We start from the raw sequence: 23,343 nt of genomic DNA, 5'->3' as shown, positions 1-23,343 counted from the left end.
TTGACGGCAAAAGCTATTACTGACAAATCCGCATCTGCTGCGGATCGGCGTGCCACCGGCTCCGCCGGCGCACAGGGATTTACAACGCGCTACGACTTACCAAATCTCGATTTCGGTTTCTAATTCCACGCCCAGCCGCTCGGCGACGCGGCTGCGCACCAGATCGATCAGCCGCAACACGTCGTGGCTGGTGGCCGAGGCGTCGGCGACGATAAAGTTGGCGTGCAAATCGCTCACTTCCGCGCCGCCTACGCGGCTCCCTTTCAGGCCGGCCTGGTCGATCAACATTCCCGCGCTCATGCCGCGCGGATTCTTGAAGATGCAACCGGCGCTCTGGTGACCGAGCGGCTGATTGGCTTTCTTCACGATCCAGTATTTCTGCATTCGCTTCGTGAGTTCTTCGGGATCTTCCTTTTCCAGCTCGAACTGTCCCTGCAAGATAACCAGCTCATCCAAACTGCTTTCCCGATAGGCGAAAGTCAGGTCGTCGCGCTCCCGTTCGAGAATCTCGCCCGAGCGCGTCATAACCGTCGCCCGACAGGTCCACTGACCGATATCTCCGCCGCGGCTTCCGGCGTTGCCGTGCAGAGCACCGCCGACGCTGCCCGGGATGCCGACCAGCGGCTCGAGCCCGGCCAGCCCTTCGCGCACGGCCACGGAGATCAAGTGTCCCAGTTTCGCGCCACCTCCGGCCGAGATCTTGCGACCGGACGCCGTGATTTCCGCGAACGCTGGATCAGCGAGGCTCACCACCATACCGGGCACGCCTTCATCGCGCACCAGCACGTTCGATCCGCCGCCAAGCATGCGAATCTGGATGCCTTCGGTGGCGCAGCGCCGCACGAGCGCTTGCAACTGCTCGACCGTACGCGGTTCGGCGAAATACTCCGCCGCGCCGCCCAGGCGAAACCAGGTGTGCTGCGCCAGCGGCTCACCCTGACGTGCGATTGGCTCGAAGCCGGTCAGCAAGCTCATCAAATCGATTCCGAATATCGCCAGCCCCCATGGTGATGACGACATCACCCGGACGCGCGGCGGTACAGATGTAGTTCAAGATCGCGGCCGGACGCGAATCAGGCAAGACTTCCGTGCCATAAGCGCGCACGCGCCGGGCCAAATCCTCGGCCGCGGCCCGAGGACATTCGAGCGGCGTCTCGCGCGCCACGAAGACCTCGGTGACCGTTACACGATCGGCATTGTGAAGACTTGCGGCGAATTCGTCCACTAGCGCCCGGGTCCGCGACAACTGGTGAGGCTGAAAAACGCACCAGATCCGCCGGGCCGGATACATCGTCCGCAGTGCCGCCAGCGTCGCACGCACTTCGGTCGGGTGGTGGGCGTAATCGTCCCATAATTCGATTCCACCAGCGCGAGCGACGAATTCGAGCCGCCGCCGTAAGCCGCGAAATCCTTCCAAGCCGGCCACGATGCCTTCGATCGGCACACCCGCTGCGCGTGCCGCCGCGGCGGCCGCCAAGGCGTTAACCACTTGATGCCGTCCCGGCACCTGCAAAAGCACCTCGGCAACCCGTGCCCCGTGGTGCCAGATTTCGAAGCTGTATCGCCCGTGAATATGCTTGATGGCTCGAGCCTGCCAATCGGCATCCGCCGAGGAGACGCCGAACGTGAGCCGCTGGGCCCGGCAGTCGGCCGTAGCGCGGCGCGTGGCCTGACAATCGGCATTGGCGAGGACGACCCCAGCGTCCGGCACTTGCGCGACAAATCGTCGAAACGCCGCCGACAGTTCCGCCCGCGAAGAATAGTAGTCGAAATGGTCGATCTCGATTCCCAAGACCACGGCTAGTTCGGGGCGCAGGTGCCGGAAATTCTCCCGATACTCGCATGCTTCGGCGACTAGCCATTCCCCCGCGCCGCCTCGACCTCCGGAATTTGCACCGGCCGGCGCGGCGCCGCAGATCACGGTCGGATCAAACCCCGCTCGCTCCATGATCTTGGCAATCATCGCGGTCACGGTGGATTTGCCATGCGTGCCAGCCACGGCCAGGCCGCGCCGCTCGGCCATCAAGACACCAAGGGCTTGCGGATAACTGAACTCGGCGAGCCCCAATCGCGCGGCCTTTTGTCGTTCGACGTTGTCGGCGTTCACTGCGTCACTGTAGACCACGCCACCGCTGCGCTTGCAGACGGCCGCCTCGGCATGGCCGCTATGCACATCGACCCCACGATCGCGCAACCACCTGACGCCCGCCACACTTGTGTCCGATCCGGAAAGTCGCCAACCGCGATCGAGCAATACTTGGGCCAGGGCCTGCATGCCCGCACCGCCGATGCCGATGAGATGGGCTTGGCCTGGAAGGCTCAGCGGGTGCATCTGTTGCACCGACACGTTATGGAATGGCGCGATCAAGTTCGTTATTTCGCCGCAATCGCAGGCGTTGCGCGACTCCGGTCCAGGCAGGAGCGAAACGCAGGTGCGCTTCACGCCGCGGGCCCCTTCGGCCGCGTGGCCGTCGCGCAAAGCGGAGATCGTACGACTTAGGCCGCGAAAGCGTCAATGGAATCTGGCGCGAAAGGGGCGACTGCGCAGTTTCCGCGATCTGTGCCGCACGTAAATTGCTGGATCAGATGACTGATTCGCAACGCTGCATCGGGTCGGGCGAGATTCCTCAGCGCATCTTGCATGGCACGCCGGCGCCATGGCCTTTCCACGAGCGGCGCGAGCGCAACCGCCAGATACTTCGACAGGGCAACCGGCTCCGTGGCGTCGTCGACCATGACGGCAGCGCCCGCCGCGGCAAATGCGCGGGCGTTATGACGCTGATGGTCATCTAGCGCCGTTTCGAGCGGAACCAAGACGGGTGGAACCCGCATCGTGGCCAGTTCCGCCAGGGTCGATCCGCCGGCGCGAGAAATGGCAAGGTCTGCATGCGCCAGCACAGTTGCCAGGTCCTCGCAGAAAGAGCGTACCACAGCCCGAATGCCCGCGGCCCGGTAGGTTGCCGCGGTGGAGGCTTCATCGGCCGCTCCGGTTTGATGGATGATTTCCCAATCCGTGATTTGCGAACCGAGTTTGGCGAGCGCCGCCGGCACGCTTTGATTGAGCAGTCGCGCCCCGCCGCTGCCACCGGTGACCACAAGTCGCGGTCGTTGCCAGGCACTCGACCGCACGGTGCGAAACGCGGCGCGTACCGGCGTGCCGGTCACCAACGTCGGGCAGCGTCCCAACGCGCTTCGATTGCCGCGCTGCCGCGCGACATCGTCGAAGCTCAGGCAGAGCAGATTCGCCAAGGGCGCCAGCCGGCGATTCGCCCGACCCACGATCGCGTTTTGTTCCAGAAGCACCAGCGGCAAACGCAATCGTCGCGCGGCCAATGCGGCCGGCACGCTGCCGAAGCTACCTAAGCCGACAACGATCGAAACATGTTGACGGCGCAAATAGGCGAGGGCAGTGCGATAACCTTGCAGCATGCGATATCCAAAACCGGCAACCTGCGCCATGCCCTTCGGCGCTCGTGGGCAGGAGATCGTCAGATGCTCGTAACCGGCGCGAGACACTTCCGTGCGTTCCAATGCCGTCCCAGGACCGAGGAAGGATATCCGCGCGTCGGGGCTCTCGGCAATCAATTGCTCAGCCACGGCCAGAGCCGGAAAAAGATGCCCGCCCGTCAGGCCGCCCGCGAAAACTACGTGCAGCGGAAATCTCGTTGAGCGAGCGGTGCGCATAGCCTAACGAATTCCTTCCTCCAGTCGGCGCGGGATTTGAGAATTAGCCTGTTGCGCGGTGGTTTGGCCGGCAACCTGTGCCAATTTCGCCTCCGGCAAAGAACGCAGCAATGCGGACCCGGCCAGGTTCATCACCACCGCCAGTGCCGCGCATCCGGTAGCCGCCGCGCAGAATCGCCGCACGATTTTCGTTTCCGGCCACCCCAGAAACTCGAAGTGATGGTGCAAAGGTGCGCAAAGGAGAACGCGGCGGCGGCGCGTTTTAAAGCTGACGATTTGCACGATCACGCTCACGGCCTCGGCCACGAAGACCGCGCCGATGAGCGGCAGCCACATTTCCGTGCCGGTCGCTAGAGCCAGGAATCCCAATAATCCACCGAGCGCAAGCGACCCGGTGTTTCCCATGAAGACTCGCGCAGGATACCGATTCCAGGGCCAGAATCCGATCAAGGCGCCCGCCGAAGCGCCGGCCACGACGATCAATTCGCGCTGCGGGCCGGTGATGCAAAACGTCGTGATCACGCCCACGGCGAGGACGGCGCAGAGGACGCACCCTGTGGCCAATCCGTCGAGCCCGTCAGTTATGTTCACCGCATTGGCCGTGGCCACGATTACCAGTCCCACCCAAGGAATAATCAACCAGGAATCGGCCAGTGCGCCCGCGCCGGGGAATATGAGCAACGATTCGTCGGCCGGCGCGCACCAGCCGGCAGAGAAGCCGATTGCGGGAATCGCGGCGACAACGAGTTGTCCCAGCAGTTTGCCGCGCCAACCTAACCCGGCGCGGCGGGTGCGCAGTTTCACCAAATCGTCGACGGCGCCGACCGCGGCCATCCCCAACATGACGACCAGCGCCAACCAGACACCAGCATCCCGCCAGGCGCCGCATAGGACTACGCCCAGCACGATCGCCGCAACAAGGAACAGCCCGCCCATCGTGGGCGTCCCGTCCTTGGCGTGGTGCAGGGCGTCGAGGCGTGCCGAATCGCTTTTGAGCGGCTCGCGGCAGCATCGACGCAAGAAACGAATCGCCGCCGGGCGAATGCCGGCCATGAACAGGCCGGCCGCAGCGGCCGCTGCCATCGCACGCATCACGGGATCGGCAACAAACTCGGACATGCGCGGCCCTTAAATGCAATCGACACCGGTCGGGCCCTTTTCGGCCGCGACCGGTGTCGAGCGTGTTCCCTGAGCCACCGGAGCGGCCATTGCAGCCGCTCCGGTGCTCAGTATTAAGCTCCATCGCGAAGCACTTGTCGGAGCGGCTGACCCAGTAGCCGCTGATTCCAACAAGCTAAATGCTCCTACCCAGGAGAGTGGGCAGCGCGCAGGATCCCGCAATCCAGCGCACAGTCGATGGAGCTTGCAGCAATCTGACGTGTATTGTTGTTAACGCGAAACGCTAAGACGTGATCGGAATTGCTTCCGACGGATTTAATTCGCTCACGCGGCGCGACGGGCTGGCTTCGGGAACCCGGCCAGCAGTCGCTCCATGTTCATCGCGCGCGAACCTTTAACCAGGACCACATCGCCAGGGCCGACGATCCGCGCCAGAACGGGCTCGGCATCCTCAGGCACCCGGCAAGCGACGGCTCGCTCGCGCGGCATACCTGCCGCGATGGCGCCCGCCACCATGTCTTCGGCGTGATCGCCGCAGGCCACGAGCATGTCGGCCCCACAGACGGTCACGACTTCGTCACCCGTTTGTCGGTGCAACCGCGGGGCGTCGTCGCCCAAATCTCGCATGTCGCCGCACACGACGATCCGGTGTCCCATCGACGGATCCTCGCGCAGCACTTCCAGCGCGGCTCGCATCGCCAATGGGTTCGAGTTGTAAGCGTCGTTGATCACGCGCGCCGCGCCGAAGCTGTCGACCTGACAGCGCATCGGCGGCGGCTCAAAGTCCGACAAGGCCCGACTGATCTCGGCCACCGACAATCCGAAGGCCCGGCCGATCGCCACGGCCGCCAGGGCACTGGTCAGGTGATGCCGGCCCCAGACGGGCACGCTGAATCGATGACCTTCGACGTTGAAACAAAGCCGACCGTCCGCACTGCGAACGTCGGTCGCCATCACGTCACAATCCGCGCCACGGCCGAACCATTCGACGACCGCCCGCGACCGCTCGGCAATGCGGCGCAACTGCGGATCATCACCGTTGAGCACCGCCAGCCCGTCGGTCGGCAAGGCCTCGAGCAATTCAGCCTTGGCCGAAGCAATCGCCGCCGGACCGCCGAAAGTGCCCAGGTGAGCGTTGCCAATATTCGTAATCACGCCGAGCGATGGCCTCGCCAAAGAGCAAAGCTCGGCGATCTCGCCGCGGGCGCTGGCGCCCATTTCCAACACGGCGTACGTGTCATTCTCCTGCCAGCGGAGCATCGACAGAGGCACGCCCAGATGATTATTGAAATTCGCCGGACTGGCCGTGCCTGAGAGTCGACTCCCGAGCACCGTGTCAATCATCTGCCGTGTCGTGGTCTTGCCGGCGCTACCGGTCACCGCAATAACACGACCGGTGAAATTGCTGCGCTGCCAATCCGCGGCGCGTCGCAATGCCTGCATTGTGTCGTCCACTTGCAGCACCCAGCGCCCCTCCGGGGGGACAAGGCCGGGACGATCAACGATCACGGCCGCGGCACCACGCCCGAAGGCGTCGGCGGCAAAAACGCTCCCGTCTTGCTGCTTTCCGCGCAAGGCCAGGAAAATATCGCCGGCATGAACTTCGCGACTGTCAATGCGGATATGATCCAGGCGCAGAGCGGGGCGATCGACGTGCGATTCGTCGCCCGTGCGGTCGGCGTCGAGAATCTCTTGAAGTTCAGCCAGTGATAGTCGGGTCATGACACAGCCTGCAGTTGTTCCTTCACGTTAGGCGCTGGCGCGAGCCCACTCTTCCACCAGAGTCGACTCGTAGAGCCAGTGACGGGCGACCTCGCGATCGTCGAAATACGAACGCTCGCCGCCGATTTCCTGATAATCTTCGTGCCCCTTGCCCGCGATTAGCACGCAATCGCCAGGCCGGGCCTCGCCGAGTGCCCAGCGAATCGCCGCAGCACGATCGAGAATCACCTGGGCACTGGTCGCGTCGATGCAGCCCGACAGAATCTGCGAGGCAATTTCGTCGGGATCTTCGCTGCGCGGATTGTCGTTCGTGATAACGGCCACATCGGCCCGCGACTCCACGGCGCGCCCCATCAGCGGACGCTTAGTCCGGTCGCGATCGCCGCCAGCACCAAAGACGCAGATCACGCGCCCCTCCGTCACTCCACGCAACGCGTCGAGGCAGGTCGCCAAGGCGTCGGGCGTATGGGCGTAGTCAACAAAAACACTGAACGGCTGGCCGCACTCAAGTCGCTCAAGCCGGCCCGGCACGAACTGCACCGACTCGATGCCGCGGACGATCGTCGCGATGTCGACGCCGTAAACCAGCCCCACCCCGGCAGCCACCAGGCAGTTATAGACATTGTGCCGCCCGATCAAGGTCGTGCGCACCGGCACAGCCTCGCTACCCGTGTCGAGCAAGAAAGTTTGCTCGCTAGGATATTGCGACAAGAACGTGGCTGTGATCTCGGCCGGCGACTCGACGCCCACCGACACGAGCGGGCCGTCGTAGCGCGCCGCACAAGCGGCGCTCCCGGCATCGTCACCATTGACGATGGCCACGCCCTCGGGCGCCAGCAACTCGAATAGCCGACTCTTGGCGGCGATGTACCGACGCTGCGATCCGTGGTAATCGAAATGATCGTGGCGAACATTGGTCACGCAGGCGACGTCGACGTCAACGCCCGCGAGACGCTGCTGAGCCAAAGCATGACTCGAGGCCTCGAGTACGGCGTGCGTGCACCCATTGGCTTCCATGCGAGCCAACCACGACGCGAGCGCCGGAGCAGGGGGCGTCGTATGATCGGCCGGCGCGACAACCTCTCCGTCGCAATAACCCAGCGTCCCGAGCATGCCGAGGCGATACCCCGCCGCCGAAAGAATCCCGGCAATCAGGTGCGTAGTCGTTGTTTTTCCATTGGTCCCGGTCACACCGATCACACGCAAGCGTCGCGACGGGTGATCGACAAGCGCCTGACAGACCAGACCATGGGCGGCTGCCGTGTCGGGAACAAAGCAAGTCGGCACGCCAATTCCGGCCAGCGGACGATTGGCGAGCACTGCAGCAGCGCCACGCTTCACGGCTTCGGCAGCGAAATCATGGCCATCGTGCTGCGAGCCCACGAGCGCGATGAACAGGTCACCCGGCCGGCAGCGGCGCGAGTCGCTCGTGCAGCTTTGCACGCGGATATCGTCAGCACCAAGCAACTGCGCCTCGGGCAGCAACTCGCGAAGACTGACGCCGCGGACCATGGGGGTCCGACGCTCCATGCCCTACGGCCTCCATGCCGGCAGTCGCGGTGAACGGGATTTGCTTGCACGTCTTTTTCTTGGCCACTCGAACCATCCTGGTGAGTGGCGGGGCGATAATTCCTGTAGGCCCGCGATTAAGATCGCGAACGTGTGCAGGTCGATTGCTCGAATCGCGGCGGGACTTTCTCGAAATTCTTGCTTTGTGTCAAGGTCGGTCCCGCGGCTCGTTTGCCCACGTCGGACGCGGCTGGGCTGGACAATTCCGGCAAGATGACGAGACAATGAAGCCTGCCAGCACGGGCCTCGGCGCGCAATCCCATTTCACCAGGCCTGCGCAAGCATTCGTCTTTTGTTCATGTTTCGTGCGTGACAATCATGCCGGACGAAGATTTCGACCTCACGAAGTTGGCCGACTACCTGCACCTCGATCTGAGCCAGGTCACGAAGCTTGCGGAACGAGGCAAACTGCCCGGCCGCAGAGTGGGCGGTGCCTGGCGGTTCGCCCCGGCCGCAATTCATCACTGGCTGGAAGAGCGCATCGGACTTTCCGATGCCCATGAGCTGGCCCGCGTCGAAGAGGCGCTCGCGCGTGACCAGGCGGCTTCGGACGAGCCCACGATATCGATTGCCGACATGCTGCCCGCGGCGGCCATTGAAATTCCGTTGCCGGCCCGCACGCGCAACTCGGTGATCACGTCGATAGTCGACCTCGCCGGGCGCACGGGTTGGCTGTGGGATCCCGGCAAAATGGCCGAGGCCGTGCGCACGCGCGAGGACATGTTTCCCACGGCGCTCGAAACAGGCGTGGCGTTGCTACACCCGCGGCGACCGCTTTCGAATATCCTTGAGCGCCCTTTCCTGGCGTTGGGGGTCACGGAGCGTGGCCTGCCTTTTGCCAGCCGCCGCGGCCTGCTCACCGACGTTTTCTTCTTGATTTGCTCGACCGACGATCGCGGGCACCTGCGCACCCTGGCGCGACTGAGCCGACTGCTGGCCGAGCCCTCGTTCCTGATCGCGCTGCGGGGGGCGAGCAGTGCCCTCGACGCTCACGAGATTATCGCCGAGCAGGAAAGGAACCTGCCGAATTAGCGAACACGCGATGCACTCGCCACTTGGCGAGATTTCGAACGCCACATGGCAAACCGCGGCCGCGAAAAAGCCGGCCTGCTGGCCGCTGCGCGTCGTGCTGCTCGGGGACACGGCGCGTGAGGAGTTTCGCGTGTGCGTCGAGCAAATCTTTGCGCACACCGAGGCTACGGTGCAAACGGCCTGGCGCGGCGAACTCGCGTGCGAGGTAGAGCCCGATCTGTGCGTCGTACTGGCCGCTCGGCCCGGTGAATTCACTGCAGAAGTTGTCGAGTCGCTCCGACAACAGGCACCGCTGACGCGCGTCGTCGGCCTCCTCGGCTCGTGGTGCGAAGGCGAAGCACGCACGGGCCATCCCTGGCCGGCCGTACCGCGCGTCTATTGGCATCGCTGGCCAGCCTGGTTCGCAGAGGAACTGGCCGCGTGGGAACAAGGTGAATTTGGCGCGCTGTCATTGCCGCTGACGGCGACGGATGAGGAACGGCTGCTTCGCGCGGACACAAACTTGAGCGATCGCGGTGAAGCAAGGGTTGCGATTTCCAGCCCATTGCGCGATATGGCAGCGCTGCTCGTGGAGGCATGCACGGGGTTCGGTTACCGCGCCCATCGCTGTGAGGCCGAAGATGCTGCTGCGAATCCGCAGCCGGTACTCGGCATCTACGACGCCGGATCTTGCGACGCGGAAGCTCTCGAACAATTACGCCGACTGGCGTCCGACTGTCCTGCGACGCGATGGCTCGCGCTCGCTAACTTTCCCCGCGTCGAGGACGAGCGCCAACTTCGTGAAGCCGGCGCCGCAGCAGTGCTCTCCCAACCGCTCGTCATCGACGAACTTCGCGCCACGTTAACACGGCTGATCGACGTTTGATGGGCCCTGCCTGAAGGCATTGCCGATTCGTCAACCGCATTCCTCGCACATCGCCGGTTCACCGATGCACCACATCTCGGGCTCGTCGAGTACATCCAGCCGCAGCAATTCCCGCTTCCACTCGGGTTCGTGCACTGGCCAGCAGCGGACGGTATAGCCCGCGTCGGCGCGCGCGTCGATGACGCCATTGAGATGCGACGAGCGCCAGCACGTGCGTTCCAGCGGCGTGAGGGCCAACCGCCCGCCGCGATTGCCCTGGCGAAACGACAGCTTGCCATGATCGAAAATCGTGACCACCACGGGGGGCTCGAACTCGAGCATGCGACGCGCAATGAGCTCGTGGCTGGCAGTGGAAAATCGTTCTTTCAGCGCGAGCAAATCCCAGCCGCATGCCGCGCCCGCGGCCGCTAGCCAGCGGGTCGGCAGCAGAATGCGATTCGCCAATTGATTGGCCACCCATTCGCGCGCCGTCGGCGGCGCGGCGCGGGGGTCGATCGCCAGGCGTTGGAAGACGACCGCCGCCTCGCGCTCCCCCAATTCGTGCGCCACGGCCCATTGACGCCGCTCCGAACGCGGCTCGGGCCGCAGCAGGATGGCAGGTCGTGGATTGCCGCCGCGCGCGGCGCGCAACTCGACGTACCGCGCCCGAATCGCCTGGCCCGCGTCAAAGGCGATTTCGATCCCCAGTGCCGCCGCCATGCGCAAGGCGTCGACCGGAGGCCGACGCACGGCGCAGCGCTTCAGAAGTCGCGCAGCGGTCCGATCGAGACAGGCGGCCAGCTCTTCGGCCGGAATCTCTGGGAGCATCTTGCCCTCCGCCAATAAGTATACTTATGTACACTATACAGCAGGAGTGGCTAACTTCCAGAGTTAGTTCCAAGTCACGTTGAAAAACTCGCCCGGACTAGACAGCTGTCGGCGGGTAACTCGTTGACTGCAACGGGGCCATATAGGGCGTGGTAACTCGTGGATGGCGCAACGTGACGCAGAGGCGACCGCACATACAACATTCGCCGGCTGCATAATCGCTTAGCATCGTGGTCTCTTGTCAATCGCGCCCGACCATCGAGAATGGGGGTGCGGGGTTCGGGTCGTCAGCCGGACGGTAATCCAGTAGCATTTCAGAAGTTCGGGGCGAGTCGCATCACGCCGCAGTTCGGGCGGCCGTAGGCGTCGTCGCGCGGTAGTGCTCACCGGCGCGCGTTTCAACCGTTGCATTTTTACGGAGTTGTCCGTTTGCTTCCCATCGTCGACCGACCAACCAGGCCTGAGGCGCCCCCTGCCCAAACCAAGGGGGGGCCCGAGAAGGGCACCTACTCCTTCATCAGCCTCGGTTGCCCGAAGAACCTGGTCGATAGCGAGCGCATGCTGGGCCTCTTGCAGTTGGATGGATATCGCCTGGTTCCGGAGCCGCAGGGGGCGGACCTTGTGGTGGTCAATACCTGCGGTTTCATCGAGCAGGCGCGGACCGAGTCCTACGGTGCCATTCGTGAAATGCTCGAGCTCAAGCGGCGCGGCGGCACCCGGGGCGTGATCGTCTCGGGCTGTCTGGCCGAGCGCGAAAAAGAATCCCTGCTCCAGCAGTGCCCCGAGATCGACTACATCGTCGGCGTTTTTGGCCGCGAATCGGTCACCAAGGTGGCCGACCGCATGATCGGCGGACTGCACGAGCAACGCAGCGTTTTTCAGCCGGCCCCGGCGGCGCCTTTGTCGGACCGCAGCCGGTTGCGCATCACGCCGCGGCACTTCGCCTATTTGAAAATCTCCGAGGGTTGCGACCGGCTCTGTACCTTTTGCGCGATCCCCAAGATGCGCGGCAAGCACGCCACCAAGCCGATCGAAGAAGTGCTCGCCGAAGCCCGTGAGCTGGTGGCCGATGGCGTCCGCGAGCTGAACATCGTGGCCCAGGACACGACTTACTACGGGCTGGATCTGTACGGTCGGCCACGACTGGCCGAACTCTTGGCCGAGTTGGATCAGGTCGAGGGGCTCGATTGGATCCGGGTGATGTACCTGTATCCGATGTACTTCACCGACGAGCTTGTCGAAGTCGTCGCCAGCGCCAAACGCATCGTTCCGTATCTCGATATGCCGCTCCAGCACATCAACGACACGATGTTGCGGCGCATGCAACGGCGCGTGAATCGGCAGGAAACCGAGGCGCTGCTCGTGAAACTGCGGCGACGCATTCCGAACCTGGTCATGCGCACCACCTTCATTGCTGGTTTCCCGGGCGAAACGGATGAGCAGTTCGCAGAGCTGGTGGATTTCGTGCGCGAGCAGAACTTCGAGCGGCTGGGCGTGTTTACCTATTCGTTCGAGCCCGATACGCCGGCAGCCCGTTTGCCGGACCACGTGGACGAAGCGGTCAAAGAGTCGCGGCGCAACGAGTTGATGGGCGTACAGCAGGAGATTGCCCTTCGGTTCAGTGCATCGCGCGTCGGGCAAACCTTTGACGTACTGATCGATCGGCCGGTGCCCGAAGAAAAGGACGCCTGGATCGGCCGCACGTATGCCGATGCCCCCGACGTCGATACCGTGGTCTATGTTACTGGTAGGGGCCTGCGCCCTGGCCGACTGGTGAAAAGCGAAATCGTGGCCGCGCACGGGTACGACCTGATTGCCGCGGCGGTGGGCAAACCACGATAAGCGAGCGGAGCCATGACGGTGAGCACGAAAAACATGGCCACGGCGACGGCCTTCAATCTGCCTAATCAACTGACGGCGCTACGGCTGGCGCTGTCGATCGTGCTCTTTGCGTTGATCGCTTTCAAGCTTTACATAGCGGCTTTCGTAGTATTTCTGGTGGCGGCTTCGACCGATTGGGTCGACGGCTATCTGGCCCGCCGTTACGGCATGGTGACGACGCTCGGCCGGATCCTTGATCCGTTTGCCGACAAGATCATCGTCTGCGGTAGCTTCATCTTCCTGGCCGCGATTCCCGAACTACAGCATTACCTGCAGGCCTGGATGGTCGTGGTGATCGTCGGGCGGGAGCTACTGGTGACCGCATTGCGCAGCTTTCTCGAACAGCAAGGGGCCGATTTTTCGGCGAGCATGTCGGGCAAGTTGAAAATGGTTCTGCAATGCGTGGCAATCGGCACAGCGCTGTTTTATCTCTCTTACGAGCCGGATACCGTACCGGTTGTGATCGAATACCTGCTCATTGCCAGCATCTGGTCCGCGGTGCTGCTCACGATCTACTCGGGCCTGGTCTATATTCGCGCCGCGGTCAACATGCTGAACAATTAGTCGGCTGATGCCGGCATGACGTTGTCACGCCGCTCCGCGGTGGCATCTGGCAGGCCTCGGGTTTCGCTGGGCATTCGATGGTTCCAATCGGCGCCGTGCAACTTGGCTTGATCGTGGCGATCGTGATCGGCTGCGTCGCGCTGTGGAACTATATCTTCGCGCTGCGCTCGGCCGGGCATCCCGCCGTTCCGTACGAACCACGTGTGCCAGTCCCGTGGGGGCCGCGCGACGTGGTGATCGTGGCCGTAAGCACGATTGCGATCGTGGGACTATGCGCTCGATTAGCGGTGGTGAGCATGCCTGGACGGGACGATAGCGAAGCAGTGGCAGTTCACGAATCGGCCGAAGTCGCCACGACAGCTGCAACAGAGAAGTCCTCGGAGAGTAGCACTGCCGACGCAGAGGCCGACTCAGATAAAGCCGAGTCCAAGACGTCGCGAACCTTCACCCTGATTGTTGCTGGCGCTTGCGGGACGGCCCTCGCGCTGGCGGTCGGCGTCGCGTGGCTGCGCTCGCGTGGGGCCAATCTATTGGACTTGGGGATCGACTGCTCGCAATTGCCGCGCGATTTCCGACTGGGCTTCGCGGGTTTTGTCGCCGCCAGCATTCCGATCTACCTCATCCAGTGGACGGCCTCGCATTTCATCCCGGCCGAGCACCCGGTGACCGATGTCCTGCAATCGCATCCGAGCCCGCTCATGCTGCTGGCCACCGCCCTAACCGCAGTGATTGTGGCGCCTGTGACCGAAGAGTTTTTCTTCCGTGTGGTCCTGCAGGGATGGCTCGAGGCGCGCTTTGCCGAGCGAGGCGTTGACCATTCTGCTGATAAGCCGGCACCGGCCACGGAGCTTGAAAAAAATCCAGATGCGGCACGACCGGTTCTTTTCACCGAAATCGCCGCGCCGCCGGCTGCGGAAACGTATGCTCGCGCACTTGTTTCAGCACCCGAGCCGTCGGCAATGCCGATTGTGCTGAGCTCGTTTATCTTCGCCATCGTGCATCTCGAATATGGCCCCAGCGCGGTACCGCTATTTTTCTTTGCCTTGGTGCTGGGGTATTTGTATCGACAAACGCACCGCATCTGGCCGAGCATCGTGACGCATGCGTCGCTCAATGCGTTCTCCACGTTCATCATGGTCACTTCGGCCTCGTAAGTGCTGGTGACCGACGGCGCGTGTCACTATAATCCGGCTTTTCGCCGCTCGCGCAGCGGGGTCGTGTCGTCGGCCTGCGCGAGACAAATGCTCCAGGAGACAGCACCGCGATGGGACTTGGTTTCGGCGTTATCGGTTGTGGGATGATCGCGAAGTTTCACGCCCGGGCGATCGCGGACGTGCGCGGCGCGAAGCTCGCGGCCTGCTTCGATGCGTTTCCCGCCGCCGCCGATCGTCTGGCGGCCGAAACTGGTTGCCGGGCCTACCATGATCTCAACCAGATGCTCGCCGACCCGGCGGTCGACGTCGTCACGATCGGCACGCCCAGCGGCGCGCATATGGAGCCGGCGGTCGCCGCGGCCAAGGCCGGCAAACATGTGATCGTGGAAAAGCCGCTCGAAATTACCCTTTCGCGCTGCGACAAGATCATCGGGGCGTGCCGCAAGGCGAACGTGAAGCTGTCGGCGATCTTTCCCTCGCGCTTCCACACCTCCAGCCAGATGATCCGCCGGGCGCTGGACGAAGGGCGCTTCGGCCGACTCACGATGGGCGATGCGTACGTGAAATGGTTCCGGCCGCAATCGTATTACGACAGCGGCGCTTGGCGGGGCACTTGGAAGCTCGACGGCGGCGGGGCGCTTATGAACCAGGCGATTCACAGCGTCGACTTGCTTACCTGGTTCATGGGACCGGCCGTGGAAATCAGCGCACAAACGGGCCTTCTGGCCCACGAGCGCATCGCGGTCGAAGATACGGCCGTCGCCACGATTCGCTTTGCCAATGGTGCGCTCGGCGTCATCGAGGCCAGCACCGCAGCCTTCCCCGGCTACTTGAAGCGCATCGAGATCCACGGCTCGACGGGCTCGGCCGTGATGGAAGAGGAAGACATCGTGAAGTGGGACTTCGCCAAGAAGCGAGCACGTGACGGGGCGATTTACAAGCAGATGGGCGAAAAGAAAAGCACCGGCGGCGGCGCAAGCGACCCGGCGGCGATCGGCCACCACGGCCACACGCTGCAGTTCCGCGATGTGGCCGAAGCGATCGCAAAGAATCGCGATCCGGCGATCGACGGAGCGCAGGGACGCCGCAGCGTCGAGATCATTCTGGCTATCTACAAGGCGGCGGAAACCGGGCGAGCCGTTCAGCTGCCCCTGAAGAGCGATCCTACGCTCAAGGCACGTTCGCTTGATGCCAAGGCGAAAGCGGCCGCCAAAAAGTAATCGGTCGATCGGCGGCAGGCGGCTAAAACGGCAGCATGTCACGCAGCGCCGCGATCACGATGGTGTGGCTCAACGGCGCATACCAGGCAACGACGGCGCCCATCAGGAGTGCCGCCACGGAAAGCCCGGGGCCCCACACGTTCGGTCGGGCTTGTGCCGGTACCAACTGCTGGGCGAGCGCCAATTCGAGCTGCCGCCAGCCCGCCGGATTCTGCCGGTCGCCGTTGGCCACCAGCGAGACGTTCCGCATCAAGCCGTTGCTTTCCAGGTGCAGTTGTACGTCGAGGTTCGGTAGCGACAGGCAAGTGCCGGCCCAGCGATACTGCGAATCGAGCCCTTCGATGGCCGTGGCCAAGAGCGGCCGCAACTGGTCGACCGAGATGTTGTAAACCGTCAGCCGCGGCCGGGCGAACAAGATCCACAAAGCCAGGCTCAGCGAATAGAGCCCGACGGAAAGTACCCAGATATAGGGGCCGAGTTGATTCACCGCGCTAATCGGGTGCAAAAGTTCGATCGGGCCCACCAACAGCATGCCCGAGATGCCGAAACCCAGAGCCGCGATATCACGCGTGCCGGTCACGAGCACCGGCCGGCGGAGCAAATTGAGCCACGCGAGCAAGAGCAAGTAGAGCGTAAGCGGCGCAAGCGCCACCGAAATCCGCACGCCGTCCATGATAATTTATCCCGGCCGCGCCTCTTATGGCGAAGCCGCGTGAATGCCCTTCGTTCTGTTCAGTCGCCGAGTCGGTAATCGCGCATCTGGCGCACCTGTTGGTGTCCGGAAATGCGTTGGCCCTGCCCCAATCGATCCTCGGTTCGACCGCCACGGTCGCAGCGACTGCGCCAATCGTAAGACGTTCGTCCGAACACGTCAATTCGGCCTTAACCTTTGCCCGAACTCCCGGGCCTCGCGCCGCCGCTCGCTGGGATCTTGCACGCGCCAAGGGAATTTCAGGCACGAATCGGGAGAAACAAGCTCTCCTTGGATTCCGCTCGGGACGACCGGGTCACACACGATCCGCTTCGGTCGACGGCGGCGTTTCGAAATCTGTGCTCGTGGGGTCCGAGTCGGCCGAAGTTCGCGCGGCGATAATGCGCTCGAACTCGCGCTTCAGCCCGTCCCGCGCGATGGCTCGTTCGCGTCCGAGCCGGCGGAAATGCCGGGCCGAAGCCACGGCGTCCACGACCGCCAACCAACCGATCCAGCAGGTGGCCAATGTGACCATAAGCCAAAGTGTCACATACAACTTCGGCGATCGATCGGGCGATAGCTGCATGCCAACGAGCATCGTCGGCCCGATCAACGCCAGCAGGGAACTGGACTGCATCCGGCGGCGGAACTGGCTATAGCGAAACGCCAGGTCGACGGCGTTGCGGATACGCGCTTGTGCTCGCTGCCAACTGGCGCGATGCGCCACGAGCATGGCGACTGCCAGACCAAGGACTCCGGCGGGAAAGAGCACTCCGGCCATGCACCACTCTGACCTTGCCTGCCCCGTGGGGTTTATTGCACCGACTTCTTCAGCCACTCGCTGATTACCCAGCCAACCTTGGCCAGCGAGAGCGCCGAGCATTTGTCGGCGGTGTCGCCGCGCGTGTGCCAGTACGGATAATCAAAATCGATCACGTCGCACGTCGGAATCTTGGCCTTGCGGTTGAGCGGTATGTGATCGTCGTTGATCGTCACGCCCACGCGAGGCACGAACTCACGGACGCCCAGCTTCTTGGCCATGGCCCACACCGAATTTACCACGGAGCGCGAAGCGGGCCAATCAACGCTGTTCCCCTCCTGATAAATCTCGAGGTCTTTGTCCCCGATCATGTCGAGCAGGACGCCCGCCTTGTACCTGTGGCCGGGAGGATGGGCCACGTAATCCTCGGCAAAATGGGTCGACCCGAGAAAATACTCGTCGCGATCGCTGAAGATGAACTCCTCGCCATCGAACAGCACGAAGTCGACACCCAGCTTGCCGTCCAGCGATTTCACGTATTCACCCAGCTGCATCAATAGCGCCACGCCGCTGGCGCCGTCGTTGGCGCCGAGGAACGGTCCCCGCGGGTCGACCGGGTCTTGATCGGGCCGGGGCCGCGTGTCGTAGTGCGCGGCGACCAGCAGCCGATCCTTTTTATCCGGCTGCCACTGAATGATCATGTTCGCCATTTCCACGGCAGTGCCTTCCACCGGGTGGCGTACGCGGAATGGCTGCATTTCCACCTTCGCTCCCTGCTTCTCGAAATGCTCGCGCAGGATTTCCTGCTGGCGGATCATGCCGGGCGAGCCGCTGACACGCGAGCCCAGCGCGCAGATATCCTGCAAATACTCATAGGCCTGGGTGCCGTCAAAGGGGATCTTCTCTAGCGACAATCGTTTCGCGGGCCCCGCCGCCGAGATCTGTCGCGAGGGGGCATCGACCAAAACGACGTACGCCACCGCGGCGCAACTGGCCGCGATCACGCTCGCCAGGAACCAGGTCTGTCCGGAAACTCGCTTGTTCACAATCGTCTCTCCGCATCCCTTCGGAAATCTGCGGCGATTCGCCGCCGGTGACGGAACTGGCCCCGTTTCGTATTCTACCCCGAAGCGGGCATTTCGCCTTGCCCAGTCTGATTTTACGGTCGAAGGGTACCCTGTTTCTCGGGCTGCGTGAGTTTCGCCCCGCCGGCGGCTATACTAGGCCCGCGTTCGAGGTCGCGTTTGAAGGCGCCTCGACGACCCACCGCACTTTCCCACCGCAGGAGTCCGATCGATGAAGTCTCGCTCGCTCGCGTATTCGCTGTTCGCTCTCGGCGTGCTGTCTCTTTTCGCCAATGCGGCATCCGCCGCCGTGAAGCCCGCCGCGCTCTTTTCTGACGGTGCAGTCCTGCAACAGGGCGTCAAAGTTCCCGTCTGGGGTACCGCCGCCGATGGCGAAAAAGTAACGATCTCGATCCAGGGGCAGACCGTCACCGCGACGGGCAAAGACGGGCGCTTTCGCGCGGAGCTCGCGCCCTTGAAGGCGGGCGGACCCTTCGAATTGACGATCGCCGGTGAAAACACGATCAAGATTCCCAACGTGCTGGTGGGCGAGGTCTGGATCGCCAGCGGGCAATCGAACATGCAATGGTCGGTGAATCAAAGCGACAACCCCCAGCAAGTCGTCAAGGACTCGGCCAATCCGCAGATCCGTTTGATCACGATTCCGCGCCGCGCCACGCCGCAGCCGCAGACCGACGTCGACGCCAAGTGGGTCGAATGCGGTCCGCAAAGTGTCGGTGACTTTTCGGCCGTGGCCTATCACTTTGGGCGCGACCTGCAGCAACAGTTGAAAGTGCCGGTCGGCATGATCAGCACCAATTATGGCGGCACGCCGGCCGAAGCCTGGACAAGCCACGAGGCGCTGGCCGCGGAACCCTCATTGAAGAACTACGGCTCGGCCCCCGCGACCGAAAGCCCGAACAGCCCGGCAGGACTCTACAACGCCATGATCCATCCGCTGTTGCCGTACGCCATTCGCGGCGCTATCTGGTACCAGGGCGAGTCGAACGCCGGCCGCGCTTACGAATATCGCACTCTCTTCCCCACGATGATCAAAGATTGGCGCGCCAAATGGGGCCAAGGCGATTTCCCCTTCCTGCTCGTGCAGTTAGCGCCGTTCATGAAGATCGACTTCGAGCCCAAGGATTGTGCCTGGGCCGAGTTGCGCGACTCGCAGTTGTATTCCACCCAATCGTTACCGTCGGTCGGCATGGCCGTGATTACTGACTACGGCGATGAGGCCGACATTCATCCGAAGTGGAAGGCGCCCGTCGGGGGTCGCCTGGCCTTAGCGGCGCGGGCCCTCGCGTACGCCGAAAAAGTTCCCTATTCCGGCCCCGAGTACTACGAGCAAAAGATCGACGGCAACAAGGTCGTGCTCAGCTTCAAGCACACCGACGGTGGACTGGTTGCCCGCGGCGGCAGCGGCGAGCTGTACGGCTTCACGATTGCCGGCAAGGATCAGAAGTTCGTGAATGCTCACGCCGAGTTGCAAGGAGACAAGGTCGTCGTCAGCAGCCCGGCCGTGAAGGAACCGGTCGGCGTGCGGATGGGATGGGCGAACTACCCGCTCGTGAACCTGTATAACGGCGCCGGGTTGCCTGCTTCGCCCTTCCGCACGGACGACTTCCCGTATTCGACGAAGCCGAAGTAAAGCTCGTCTGTTGCGATTTTAATGCGGATCCGAAGCCTCTCCCCGCCCGCGCGGGGAGAGGCTTTTTCGTAACCGCCTCGCAGCATCTGCTTCGTTTGATCGTGGCTCGCCGAGGTCCATGTTCCATGGCAACTGTCGGGACAAAAATGCATCCGCAGATTACAGAGATGGCGCAGATTTTTAGAATGGATTTGCCGGGAGTGTTAGCACGCTTCATCAATCAATCTGTGTAATCTGTGGATGAGGTCTTTGGCACCTTCAAAACGCGCCGCAGCGCTCTCGTGCATCTAAAGGGCCGGCGCCAGGCTCTCAGTCGAGATACGACCGAAGCGGCGATCGCGACGCTCGAAATCGGCGACGGCCGCGGCCAGATCATCGGCGGTGAATTCCGGCCACATGCGGTCGGTGAAATAGAGCTCGGCAAACGCGCTTTCCCACAACAGAAAGTCGCTCAATCGCCGCTCGCCGCCCGTCCGTATCACCAGGTCGACCTCGGGCACGTCGTCATCGACGCCCCGATCGGCAGCGACCAAACGCGAAAAATCTTCGATTGATATTTCGCCGCAGCCGCGCGTTGCCGCCATGCGGCGCGCTGCCGCGACGATCGACTCGCGCGAGGAGTAATCGATCGCCAACCGCAGGTGCAAGGTCCCGCCCGGGCGGGTCACTTGCTCGGCCGCCGCGATCGTGGTGCGCAGCGAAGGGGGTAATCGATCGCGCCGCCCCACCAGCGACAGCCGCACGCCTTTGCGACAACACAATTCGGTTTCGTTAACGAGGTACTCGTGAAACAGCTTCATGAGCGCGGCGACTTCCGAGGCCGGCCTTTGCCAGTTGGCCGCCGCGAAGGCGAACAGCGTGAGCGTGCCGATCCCCAGGTCGGGCGCGGCTTCGACGACGCGTCGGACCGCCTCACCGCCGGCCTGGTGCCCGTCGGTGCGCGGCGCGCCGCGCCGTTGGGCCCAACGGCCGTTGCCGTCCATGATGATGGCGATATGGCGAAGAGATTTCCGCGAGCAACTGCTTTGCATCGCAAAGCCTCCTGGCAAAAAAAAACTTGCGTGTTTACCCTCTAAACCGGCACCCAGCCCGGCGGCAACGACGACGGCGCCGGCTTGTGCTCGGCCGAATGTTGCGCGTCATGAACGACGCGTTCCAACTCAGCAAGATATTTCAAGAAGCGATCGCGACCGGCGCGCGATAGCCGGCACAACGTCTGCGGCCGCTTGTTCTCGAATCCCTTCCATAATTCCACGAGCCCCGCTTCGCGCAGTGTGTCGAGATGCCGGCTGAGATTGCCGTCGGTCAGCTCGCACAGGCGCTTCAGCTCGTTGAAGAGCAACCCCTCGGGCCGCGTGACGAGCGAGGTCATGATCCCCAGCCGTGCCTTTTCGTGCAGCACGCGTTCCAAGCCCTGGTAGGCAAAGCGACCGCTGGCGATCGTAGCGGCCGGATTCGAGTTCGATCGTTTAGACATGATCGAGTCGCTCCACATTCCAAAACAACACAACCGCCGCGCCGAACTGCCCGATGCCGAAGGTGCCCGCGACGATCCAAGCAAATTGCCAGGCATCCGCGGGCCGAATTGAAATCCACAACAATCCGGCGGCCAGGTACCACAGCGCGACCCAGCCGCTCGCGCGCGGCAGGTAGGGTCGGGCGGAAAAAATGGCGAGTCCAAACACCACGGCCCATAGACCTGGCAACATCGGCAGATACGCATCGCCAGCCCGCGCGATGCACCACGTGAGCCCCGTTCCCGCCACCAATCCCGGCACGAATTGACCCAGCACGCGGCGCGAGCGGCGACGCGCGGGAGCGTCTTCGTGCACCACATAGTTGACGGCGGTTTCCGAAAAGCCGACCAGGCCGCAGATCACACCGGCCACGACCCAATACTCGAGAGCGCCGAACAAATCGCTGCTGGGCGACAATCGTGGGGCGAGCAGTGCGGCCGCGAATCCCACCAGCCCGGAAATCGCCACCGGAATCGAACGAAAGCCGCGATAAATCTCCCCCTTGGCGAGATGGGCATGAATCTCGGAAATCTGTGAGAGCGCTTCGTTGTATTCCACGGTGCTGCCTCGCCGGAAACTAAGGCGGCCTGCGACGACGAATACTTTACATTGCAAAGTGAGTCAGGTCAAGAGTCGAAGTAGGGGTAATCTTCTGCGTTCTCCCGATCGCGCAGGCTCTCGACAGCCGGTCAATTACCAACCGAAATCGATCGGTTTTCCACGCCGCGCAGATAATTCGGCTATACTCGCAGCACTCGGGGAGTCGCTGGGGCGCGCACGGGTCAAACAACTTGACCAGAGGTACGGGGAGATGCGCTCGTGAGGATCACGACAGGTTGCTTCGTTCTTATCGTGGCGTTTGCCGCGACACTACGTGCCGGCGTTCTCACCGGCGATGGCATCGGCGTCTACGGCGACAGCATGTCGATGCAATATTCCTTCTGGTTGCCGCTAGCGCCAGAGTTCAACTACAGCATTTTCTACAACGGCACGCAATTCAATTGGGTCGATCTGCTTGCGCAGAATGGCTACAACTTCGGCCCGCCAGCTTCCGTGCTTGGCCAAACGCTGCTGACTTACGACGCCGCGGTGGCGGGCGAAAAATCGACCGATCTTTCCGGGCAGGTCGGCAATCTGCAAGCGAATATCACGGCCGGCAACATCAAGCTCGTCGTGGAGATGATCGGCGCGAATGATTTCAACGGCTCGCCCTACACCACCATTTACAACAACGCCGCAAATCATTCCTACAACCCGCTGAACGATCCCACCGAGATCGCCTACGTCTCCAGCATCATGGCGAACATCACCGCGTCGGTTAATGCAACGTTGGCCGAGAATCCTAACACGCACATGATTCTGGCGACGGTTCCCGATCTCGGCTTGACGCCCCAATACCGTTCTCACTATCCCAACGCCACGCAGCGAGCCGCCGTGTCGCTGGTGATTCAATCCCTCAACCAGCAGATTCTCGCGCTGGCCAAGGAGCACCATTTTCCGGTCATCGACATGTACGCTGTCGCCCAAAGCTCGCTCACCTCGTCGATCGTGGGCGGAGTAACGATGACTGACACCGGCGGAACCGGCGGCACGAACGAATTCCTCAGCGACGGCTTCCATCCCGGTACCGTCATACAAGGATTGATGGCCAACGCGATTCTGATGGCAGACAACCTGGCCTATCACGATCCGGTCACTTACCTGACCGATCAGTACATCCTCACCCAGGCCGGTGTGTCTCACACCAACACCACGTCTTATTTCGATGTCAGTCCGTATGTGATCGCGCCTGAGCCCTCGGCATGCGCCCTGTTGGGGCTGGGGCTGGCGTCCCTAATTGCCGCGGCCCATCGAAGCCGCGCGATCCGCAAGTCGCTGTGATAAAACGCCCGTGGGCGTCTAACAGCCTGTTGAAAAAAGCCCTCGTGGCTTTTTTCAACCTCGCCAAGTGCGAAGCAAAGCTTCGCACGACTCGCAAAATAACGACTTACGTCGATATTTTGCCATCGCATCCCTGCGATGTCGCAGCCCGTTGAGTTC

21 protein-coding genes are annotated in these 23,343 nt (G+C 62.8%); 8 read left to right on the top strand and 13 right to left on the bottom strand.

Translation table 11 applies throughout. The annotated features are described in order from the left end of the window. Positions 1 to 96 precede the first annotated feature (96 nt). From murB to VHD36_03215, 6 genes are all read right to left on the bottom strand, one after another. Positions 97 to 975: a UDP-N-acetylmuramate dehydrogenase gene (murB, locus tag VHD36_03240; protein HVU86308.1), complete on the bottom strand. Its 879-nt coding sequence runs from the start codon at positions 973 to 975 to the stop codon at positions 97 to 99. After that, positions 932 to 2,479 carry a UDP-N-acetylmuramate--L-alanine ligase gene (murC, locus tag VHD36_03235; protein HVU86307.1) on the bottom strand — a complete coding sequence of 516 codons (1,548 nt, stop codon included), beginning with the start codon at positions 2,477 to 2,479 and terminating at the stop codon, positions 932 to 934. Before murC ends, murB begins: the two co-directional genes overlap by 44 nt. A gap of 17 nt (positions 2,480 to 2,496) precedes the next feature. Further along, a complete protein-coding gene (locus VHD36_03230; GenBank protein HVU86306.1) occupies positions 2,497 to 3,684 on the bottom strand; it encodes a glycosyltransferase in 1,188 nt (395 codons plus the stop codon). Positions 3,685 to 3,687: 3 nt separating this feature from the next. After that, positions 3,688 to 4,803 carry a phospho-N-acetylmuramoyl-pentapeptide-transferase gene (gene mraY / locus VHD36_03225; protein ID HVU86305.1) on the bottom strand — a complete coding sequence of 372 codons (1,116 nt, stop codon included), beginning with the start codon at positions 4,801 to 4,803 and terminating at the stop codon, positions 3,688 to 3,690. A gap of 324 nt (positions 4,804 to 5,127) precedes the next feature. Next, positions 5,128 to 6,525, bottom strand: a complete 1,398-nt coding sequence (gene murF, locus VHD36_03220) for a UDP-N-acetylmuramoyl-tripeptide--D-alanyl-D-alanine ligase (protein HVU86304.1) — start codon at positions 6,523 to 6,525, stop codon at positions 5,128 to 5,130. Positions 6,526 to 6,552: 27 nt separating this feature from the next. Further along, a complete protein-coding gene (locus VHD36_03215) occupies positions 6,553 to 8,055 on the bottom strand; it encodes a UDP-N-acetylmuramoyl-L-alanyl-D-glutamate--2,6-diaminopimelate ligase (protein HVU86303.1) in 1,503 nt (500 codons plus the stop codon). Between the two features lie 357 nt (positions 8,056 to 8,412). Here VHD36_03215 and VHD36_03210 point away from each other — a divergent pair, with 357 nt between their 5' ends. Next, positions 8,413 to 9,126, top strand: coding sequence for a PTS sugar transporter subunit IIA (locus tag VHD36_03210; GenBank protein HVU86302.1), 714 nt, complete (start codon positions 8,413 to 8,415; stop codon positions 9,124 to 9,126). Between the two features lie 10 nt (positions 9,127 to 9,136). Beyond that, positions 9,137 to 9,991 (top strand): hypothetical protein, encoded by an 855-nt coding sequence (locus VHD36_03205; GenBank protein HVU86301.1) that lies wholly within the window; start codon positions 9,137 to 9,139, stop codon positions 9,989 to 9,991. A 30-nt stretch (positions 9,992 to 10,021) separates the two neighbouring features. On the opposite strand, the gene VHD36_03200 is transcribed toward VHD36_03205, so the two are convergent. After that, a complete protein-coding gene (locus tag VHD36_03200; protein HVU86300.1) occupies positions 10,022 to 10,798 on the bottom strand; it encodes an ImmA/IrrE family metallo-endopeptidase in 777 nt (258 codons plus the stop codon). Positions 10,799 to 11,227: 429 nt separating this feature from the next. Here VHD36_03200 and rimO point away from each other — a divergent pair, with 429 nt between their 5' ends. The 4 genes from rimO (at position 11,228) to VHD36_03180 (ending at position 15,617) form a co-directional block, all read left to right on the top strand. After that, entirely contained in the window at positions 11,228 to 12,640 is a 1,413-nt protein-coding gene (rimO, locus tag VHD36_03195; GenBank protein ID HVU86299.1) for a 30S ribosomal protein S12 methylthiotransferase RimO, read from the top strand. Between the two features lie 12 nt (positions 12,641 to 12,652). Then, positions 12,653 to 13,243, top strand: coding sequence for a CDP-diacylglycerol--glycerol-3-phosphate 3-phosphatidyltransferase (gene pgsA, locus VHD36_03190; GenBank protein HVU86298.1), 591 nt, complete (start codon positions 12,653 to 12,655; stop codon positions 13,241 to 13,243). Between the two features lie 113 nt (positions 13,244 to 13,356). Then, complete coding sequence (locus VHD36_03185) at positions 13,357 to 14,397, top strand: CPBP family intramembrane glutamic endopeptidase (GenBank protein HVU86297.1); 1,041 nt, start codon at positions 13,357 to 13,359, stop codon at positions 14,395 to 14,397. Between the two features lie 110 nt (positions 14,398 to 14,507). Further along, complete coding sequence (locus tag VHD36_03180) at positions 14,508 to 15,617, top strand: Gfo/Idh/MocA family oxidoreductase (protein ID HVU86296.1); 1,110 nt, start codon at positions 14,508 to 14,510, stop codon at positions 15,615 to 15,617. Between the two features lie 22 nt (positions 15,618 to 15,639). Here VHD36_03180 and VHD36_03175 read toward each other — a convergent pair whose 3' ends face one another. The 3 genes from VHD36_03175 to VHD36_03165 form a co-directional block, all read right to left on the bottom strand. Continuing rightward, positions 15,640 to 16,290 (bottom strand): hypothetical protein, encoded by a 651-nt coding sequence (locus VHD36_03175; protein ID HVU86295.1) that lies wholly within the window; start codon positions 16,288 to 16,290, stop codon positions 15,640 to 15,642. 334 nt (positions 16,291 to 16,624) lie between these two features. After that, complete coding sequence (locus VHD36_03170; protein HVU86294.1) at positions 16,625 to 17,089, bottom strand: hypothetical protein; 465 nt, start codon at positions 17,087 to 17,089, stop codon at positions 16,625 to 16,627. A 32-nt stretch (positions 17,090 to 17,121) separates the two neighbouring features. After that, entirely contained in the window at positions 17,122 to 18,114 is a 993-nt protein-coding gene (locus VHD36_03165) for a M28 family peptidase (GenBank protein ID HVU86293.1), read from the bottom strand. A gap of 250 nt (positions 18,115 to 18,364) precedes the next feature. Between VHD36_03165 and VHD36_03160 the strand changes: the two genes are divergently transcribed. Beyond that, the gene (locus VHD36_03160) at positions 18,365 to 19,786 is read left to right on the top strand and encodes a sialate O-acetylesterase (GenBank protein HVU86292.1); all 1,422 of its coding nucleotides are present in this window, start codon (positions 18,365 to 18,367) and stop codon (positions 19,784 to 19,786) included. A 287-nt stretch (positions 19,787 to 20,073) separates the two neighbouring features. On the opposite strand, the gene VHD36_03155 is transcribed toward VHD36_03160, so the two are convergent. From VHD36_03155 to VHD36_03145, 3 genes are read right to left on the bottom strand one after another with little or no spacing between them, the layout of a single operon-like run. Further along, complete coding sequence (locus VHD36_03155) at positions 20,074 to 20,817, bottom strand: di-trans,poly-cis-decaprenylcistransferase (protein ID HVU86291.1); 744 nt, start codon at positions 20,815 to 20,817, stop codon at positions 20,074 to 20,076. 41 nt (positions 20,818 to 20,858) lie between these two features. Then, a complete protein-coding gene (locus tag VHD36_03150) occupies positions 20,859 to 21,263 on the bottom strand; it encodes a transcriptional regulator (protein HVU86290.1) in 405 nt (134 codons plus the stop codon). After that, a complete protein-coding gene (locus VHD36_03145; GenBank protein ID HVU86289.1) occupies positions 21,256 to 21,861 on the bottom strand; it encodes a hypothetical protein in 606 nt (201 codons plus the stop codon). Before VHD36_03145 ends, VHD36_03150 begins: the two co-directional genes overlap by 8 nt. A gap of 261 nt (positions 21,862 to 22,122) precedes the next feature. On the opposite strand from VHD36_03145, the gene VHD36_03140 reads away from it, so the two are divergent. Further along, on the top strand, positions 22,123 to 23,184 hold the full coding sequence (locus VHD36_03140; GenBank protein ID HVU86288.1) for an SGNH/GDSL hydrolase family protein: 1,062 nt from the start codon (positions 22,123 to 22,125) through the stop codon (positions 23,182 to 23,184). Positions 23,185 to 23,343 lie beyond the last annotated feature (159 nt).

This window comes from Pirellulales bacterium (genome assembly GCA_035546535.1).
Lineage (GTDB): Bacteria > Planctomycetota > Planctomycetia > Pirellulales > JACPPG01 > JACPPG01.
The sequence above is the reverse complement of the archived record's forward strand: the minus strand, read 5'-3'. Positions and strand labels throughout refer to the sequence as shown.

What these genes read in the sequence shown, in the direction of transcription:
- murB (HVU86308.1), bottom strand. Translation starts at nt 975, where the DNA reads ATGAGCTTGCTGACCGGCTTCGAGCCAATCGCACGTCAGGGTGAGCCG.
- VHD36_03230 (HVU86306.1), bottom strand. Translation starts at nt 3,684, where the DNA reads ATGCGCACCGCTCGCTCAACGAGATTTCCGCTGCACGTAGTTTTCGCG.
- mraY (HVU86305.1), bottom strand. Translation starts at nt 4,803, where the DNA reads ATGTCCGAGTTTGTTGCCGATCCCGTGATGCGTGCGATGGCAGCGGCC.
- murF (HVU86304.1), bottom strand. Translation starts at nt 6,525, where the DNA reads ATGACCCGACTATCACTGGCTGAACTTCAAGAGATTCTCGACGCCGAC.
- VHD36_03215 (HVU86303.1), bottom strand. Translation starts at nt 8,055, where the DNA reads ATGGAGCGTCGGACCCCCATGGTCCGCGGCGTCAGTCTTCGCGAGTTG.
- VHD36_03210 (HVU86302.1), top strand. Translation starts at nt 8,413, where the DNA reads ATGCCGGACGAAGATTTCGACCTCACGAAGTTGGCCGACTACCTGCAC.
- VHD36_03205 (HVU86301.1), top strand. Translation starts at nt 9,137, where the DNA reads ATGCACTCGCCACTTGGCGAGATTTCGAACGCCACATGGCAAACCGCG.
- VHD36_03200 (HVU86300.1), bottom strand. Translation starts at nt 10,798, where the DNA reads ATGCTCCCAGAGATTCCGGCCGAAGAGCTGGCCGCCTGTCTCGATCGG.
- pgsA (HVU86298.1), top strand. Translation starts at nt 12,653, where the DNA reads ATGACGGTGAGCACGAAAAACATGGCCACGGCGACGGCCTTCAATCTG.
- VHD36_03180 (HVU86296.1), top strand. Translation starts at nt 14,508, where the DNA reads ATGGGACTTGGTTTCGGCGTTATCGGTTGTGGGATGATCGCGAAGTTT.
- VHD36_03175 (HVU86295.1), bottom strand. Translation starts at nt 16,290, where the DNA reads ATGGACGGCGTGCGGATTTCGGTGGCGCTTGCGCCGCTTACGCTCTAC.
- VHD36_03170 (HVU86294.1), bottom strand. Translation starts at nt 17,089, where the DNA reads ATGGCCGGAGTGCTCTTTCCCGCCGGAGTCCTTGGTCTGGCAGTCGCC.
- VHD36_03160 (HVU86292.1), top strand. Translation starts at nt 18,365, where the DNA reads ATGAAGTCTCGCTCGCTCGCGTATTCGCTGTTCGCTCTCGGCGTGCTG.
- VHD36_03155 (HVU86291.1), bottom strand. Translation starts at nt 20,817, where the DNA reads ATGCAAAGCAGTTGCTCGCGGAAATCTCTTCGCCATATCGCCATCATC.
- VHD36_03150 (HVU86290.1), bottom strand. Translation starts at nt 21,263, where the DNA reads ATGTCTAAACGATCGAACTCGAATCCGGCCGCTACGATCGCCAGCGGT.